Origin of the sequence: Acinetobacter sp. UNC436CL71CviS28, assembly GCF_000620525.1 — a bacterium.
In the GTDB taxonomy this organism is placed as follows: Bacteria; Pseudomonadota; Gammaproteobacteria; order Pseudomonadales; family Moraxellaceae; genus Acinetobacter; species Acinetobacter radioresistens.
Genome location: NZ_JIBB01000068.1, coordinates 1 through 4,708, shown reverse-complemented (window position 1 = coordinate 4,708; position 4,708 = coordinate 1). Strand labels below are relative to the sequence as shown.

General features: G+C 39.2%; 5 protein-coding genes. 3 read left to right on the top strand and 2 right to left on the bottom strand.

Annotated features, from left to right (window positions below; all coding sequences use genetic code 11):
- Nucleotides 1-327 (top strand): IS30 family transposase (locus N518_RS16985; protein WP_031995575.1); only part of this gene is annotated, 327 nt, incomplete at its 5' end.
- A gap of 58 nt (nucleotides 328-385) precedes the next feature.
- Here N518_RS16985 and gcvA read toward each other — a convergent pair.
- A complete protein-coding gene (gcvA, locus tag N518_RS0114860) occupies nucleotides 386-1,300 on the bottom strand; it encodes a transcriptional regulator GcvA (RefSeq protein WP_005019755.1) in 915 nt (304 codons plus the stop codon).
- Between the two features lie 292 nt (nucleotides 1,301-1,592).
- Here gcvA and N518_RS0114855 point away from each other — a divergent pair, with 292 nt between their 5' ends.
- The gene (locus N518_RS0114855; RefSeq protein ID WP_005019753.1) at nucleotides 1,593-2,276 is read left to right on the top strand and encodes a cupin domain-containing protein; all 684 of its coding nucleotides are present in this window, start codon (nucleotides 1,593-1,595) and stop codon (nucleotides 2,274-2,276) included.
- 171 nt (nucleotides 2,277-2,447) lie between these two features.
- The gene (locus N518_RS0114850) at nucleotides 2,448-3,629 is read left to right on the top strand and encodes an MFS transporter (RefSeq protein ID WP_005026545.1); all 1,182 of its coding nucleotides are present in this window, start codon (nucleotides 2,448-2,450) and stop codon (nucleotides 3,627-3,629) included.
- An 806-nt stretch (nucleotides 3,630-4,435) separates the two neighbouring features.
- Here the strand turns inward: N518_RS0114850 and N518_RS16490 are convergent.
- The coding region (locus tag N518_RS16490) for an integrase core domain-containing protein (RefSeq protein ID WP_026444400.1) at nucleotides 4,436-4,708 on the bottom strand (273 nt) is incomplete at its 5' end.

Below are 4,708 nucleotides of genomic sequence, written 5' to 3'. Positions count from 1 at the left end.
GAACTGCGTAAAACGTTGACCTATGACCGTGGACGCGAGATGTCAGAACATAAAATACTCGAAGAAGATTTAGGCATAGATGTATATTTCTGTGACCCACATTCACCTTGGCAAAAAGGCACATGCGAAAATATGAATGGTTTAATTAGGCAATATTTACCTAAAGGGATTGATTTAAATCAGGCAGATCAGCATTATTTAAATCAAGTTGCCATGTCACTGAATACTCGTCCTAGAAAGGCGTTAGATTGGCTTACACCATTAGAGAAATTTGCTCAGCTTGTTGATTATCATATGGCTTTTGAAACTGTCGCACCTCATGTTTGAATTCGCCATAGATACTGATACATCTATATTTAAAAACAATATCAAAAAATTATTTAGTTTATAACTTTACCTCGTCCATCAGCCATGTTTTAAAGGCTACGAATTTCGGCTTATTCTGACATTCCTGTCGATAAACAATATAATAGGCCAAGGCCGATGAATACTTCATATCTGGATATAAACGTATCAACTGCCCTGTTTTTAAATCATCTGCCACCATAACACTTCTTGCCAATGCGACCCCATGCCCATCAATTGCTGCCTGTAGTACAGCAGCTGAATTATTAATTTTTAATCCTCGCTGGGCCAAGCCATTGCTCACCTGATTGTACTTCAACCATGTATTCCAAGTAGTAAAGCCAGTATGGACATCCAGCGTTAAGTCATGAATTAAAGGTAGGTTTAATAAGTTCTCTACATATTTTAACAGGTGTCGATATTTCTGATAAAACCCTGGTGAACAAACAGGAAAAACCTCTTCATCCATGAGTTTTTCCGCGACTAATCCTGACCAGTTTCCCTGTCCATATCGCACGGCAATATCAATACCATGTTGAGCAAAATCTACAGGTTCCAAGTTAGTATCCAGTCGAATATCAATTTCAGGATAAGCTTGCTGAAAAGTATCAATTCTTGGCAGCAACCATTTCGATGCAAAAGCCGGGCTGATCGCAACAGTTAAAACACCTGCTGAAGTTTGTGCCTGTAGTTTTTCCAGACCAAGTAATAGCCTATTAAAACCGGCACGAATATCGGGCAATGCCATTAATGCAGCTTCAGTTACCACCAAGCGGGCTTTTCCCCCTGTACTCCGCTGAAACAATGTAATGCCTAGGTAATCTTCCAGACTTTTAACCAGTTGTCCCACGGCTGCAGGAGTTACATTCAGCTCAATAGCTGCCGTGGAAAAACTTTGATGTCTGGCACTGGCTTCAAAAGCTCTTAATGCGTTGAGATATACAGGAGTTTTCATTCTAAAGATTTTCTATCAATTACTATAAGATTAACTGGTTTGTTTGTATAGAACCATCTTTATAGAATCAATTTTTCACTTTATGGGTCAAAGCCCTTTAAATACAAAACTGGATAAGGAAGCTCTATTGGTCACAATTATATTAAATGTTCTAGCAGGCCTAACCCTATTCAGCGCGTCTGTTAAAAGACGTAAATAGTAACAATCAGTATTAACATTTTTAAGTTTCTCTTCCTATTAATCTTTATCAGATCAACAGGATATTTGACTTTTTGAATAGATGAGACAAAGCATGTGGATTAACGCTGATTTTTCCCAAGTAGCTATGGTTAGACCTAACGATTATCAATGGGTCAAATCTCCTGGTGGTGAAGTTGAACGAGTTATGCTCGATAGAATAGGTGGTGAAACAGCCCGTGCCACCAGTCTGGTTCGTTATGCACCGCAGAGCATTTTTCCAGAGCATCAACATCCATTAGGTGAAGAAATTTTAGTGCTCTCTGGAACATTTACTGAAAATGGCAACCAGCATTATCCAGCAGGCTGGTATTTACGGAATCCGGATGGATCAAAACATACTCCATCCAGTGAAGAAGGCGCACTGATTTTTGTCAAGCTCATGCAAATGACCAGAGAAGATGTACTGTCGGTGCGTATTAATACCCATGAGCCCGAAAACTGGCAAATACTTAATCAGCGTAAGATTTGCCCTTTATATGACTCTCAGGACGAACAAACCTATGTGGAAAAACTAATACCCCATCAGAGTTTTGCTGAGCACAGTGCAAACGGAATTGAACTTCTGGTGATACAAGGTGAATTGCTTGCAAATGGAGAAACTTATCCTGCAGGTTCATGGATTCGTTTACCGATTCAAAACAGCCATAACTTTCATGCTTGTTCAGCAGGAGCAATCCTTTATGTAAAGACAGGACATCTTTTATCTGCTCAAAAATTTATGGAACAGAAGCCATGATAAGGGCCAAGATTGCCACTATAAGTGCAGGTTTAAGCGATCTATTTACTAGAACAGGCTCAATAGACTTATGTACGAATGAAATCAGCTCAAGCCTGGTTCCAGGTGGTAATAATGCTACCTCAAAACACTCATTAATCACTTACTTATAAAAATTCAGGTTCCACTTTTATGCTGCAAAATACCATGCACCGCCAGGTTTTCATTCTGGCAAGTTCACAGTCTTTATTCCAGACCATTTCAGTCATGGTGATGACGATTGGCGGACTGGCAGGTGCAAATATTGCCAATACGCCTACCCTTGCCACCCTGCCAATTGCCTCGATGTTTTTAGGTACAGCCATGATGATGTTCCCTGCTTCCATGTGGATGGCAAAAGTAGGCAGGCGCAATGGCTTTTTATGTGGCGCTTTATTAGGTATTTCAGGTGGAATTATTGCAGCAGTTGGTATTATCTATAGTTCACTTTACCTATTGGCATTAGGCACATTCTGTGTGGGAGCATATCAATCCTTTGCCCAGTTCTACCGGTTTGCTGCCAGTGAAGTAGCAGATGATGCCTTTCGTTCCCGTGCAATTTCGTTTGTTATGGCGGGTGGCGTAGTTGCAGCATTGATTGGTCCGGTTTTGGCTCGCTTTGGTGGACCACTATTTAATCATCTGGAATATGTGGGTTCTTTCCTGATCATTACTATCGTTTCCCTGATTGCGATGGGAATCTTATCAAGACTGCATATTCCAGATCAGGTAGAGATTAAGACCAGTTTTAGTGCAGGACGACCTTGGCCAAAAATTGTATTTCAGCCCATGTATTTAGTGGCTTTACTGGGCGCAATTACTGGTTATGGCATCATGATTTTAGGTATGACTGCCACACCAATTGCCATGCATCATGCTCATCATGAATTAGGTACAATTACCACTGTAATTCAATTACATGTACTGGGGATGTTCCTACCATCATTTTTTACGGGTAACCTGATTGTCCGTTTTGGTGTATTGAAAGTCATGTTTGCAGGTCTCTTACTGTTTGCCTGTTATATCGCTTTTGCCCTTTCTGGTCTGCAATTCTATTCATTTGCCATTTCTCTGGTTTTATTGGGTGTAGGCTGGAATTTCCTGTTTATTGGTAGTACTTCTTTATTAACCAGAACTTATACTCACGAAGAAAAAGCCAAGGCACAGGCCATTAATGACATGACAGTTTTCGTGGTGGGATTGATCTGCTCATTTAGTGCTGGGGCATTGCTGGATATAATTGGCTGGAAGGTCATGAATATGGCCCTTATTCCATGGCTGGTTATTACAGCACTTTCTTTAGTATGGTTATCTAAGAAGACGCAGAATGATTAAGTTTCCACAATCAATAATGATAGATAGTGTATTGCAGTAATAACATATTCATCAATTCACTTATTGCTATGGTAAACAGATACAGCGCACCAGTAAAAAAGCCACAGCCTTTATGCAAGCCTATGCTTGGCCAGGAAATATCCGAAAGCTGGAAAATCTGCTGGAATGTGCTGTCTGTGAACCTAAAATCAGCCGTTAATTAAACTAAATGTTTTGTTCCCGCAAACGCAAACGCAAACGCAAACGCAGCACGATGATAACTATACTGAATACACTGGAACAGATTTAACTACTATTTTGACAGAAGGTTTCGATCTGGAGCAGCATGAACAGCAATTAATTGGGACTACTATGTAAAAAGCCAGACCCAATAGTTCTGAAGCTGCTCGGTATTAGCCGGGCGAAACTGGATTATCGACTTAAAAAGTATAGTTTTTCTTAGCCAGATATTAGACAGTATCGAATTATTTATTGAATAACTATAGAATGACAGTTTCACCTAAAATGAAACTGTCCTGAGCTTGATAGATATTATATTTAGCGCTTAGCAAAGAAGAAAACTTGAGGCCTGTGAATATTTTAAAATTTAAACCAAGCAGCTACATTATATCGCATTTAAAGTATTCTAAAATTTATAGGTTTAAGCTTTCCTTTCCACATCAAAAATTTTCAATCCTGTTAATAGAAATTATTTTTACTGCTTAGCTTTTATTAAAAAAATAAGCTGATTTTCTAAGTTATTATTTTATAGTGTACTAGCTCAAACCTGATCTGACAGTTACCCGATTTTTATTGTGCCTGTCAGGTTAAATTTGAGCTAAATTCTTCTCAGCCCAAATTTGTTTTCCATCAAGTAAAGTTTCAAATGGTGTACGACCACAGCAGATTTTTCCTTGATGAGTCCGTTCAGTATTATAGAATTTCAGCCAGTCGTCTAGATCCGTCTGCAACTCTTCTAGCGTGCTATAAAGCTTTTTCCTAAATGTAATTTGATAAAACTCCTGCAGTATTGTTTTATGGAAGCGTTCACAGATCCCATTCGTTTGTGGTGAAGCTGCTTTTGTCTTCGTGTGATCAAT

Coding starts and splice junctions, on each gene's coding strand:
- gcvA (WP_005019755.1), bottom strand. CDS start 1,300: ATGAAAACTCCTGTATATCTCAACGCATTAAGAGCTTTTGAAGCCAGT.
- N518_RS0114855 (WP_005019753.1), top strand. CDS start 1,593: ATGTGGATTAACGCTGATTTTTCCCAAGTAGCTATGGTTAGACCTAAC.
- N518_RS0114850 (WP_005026545.1), top strand. CDS start 2,448: ATGCTGCAAAATACCATGCACCGCCAGGTTTTCATTCTGGCAAGTTCA.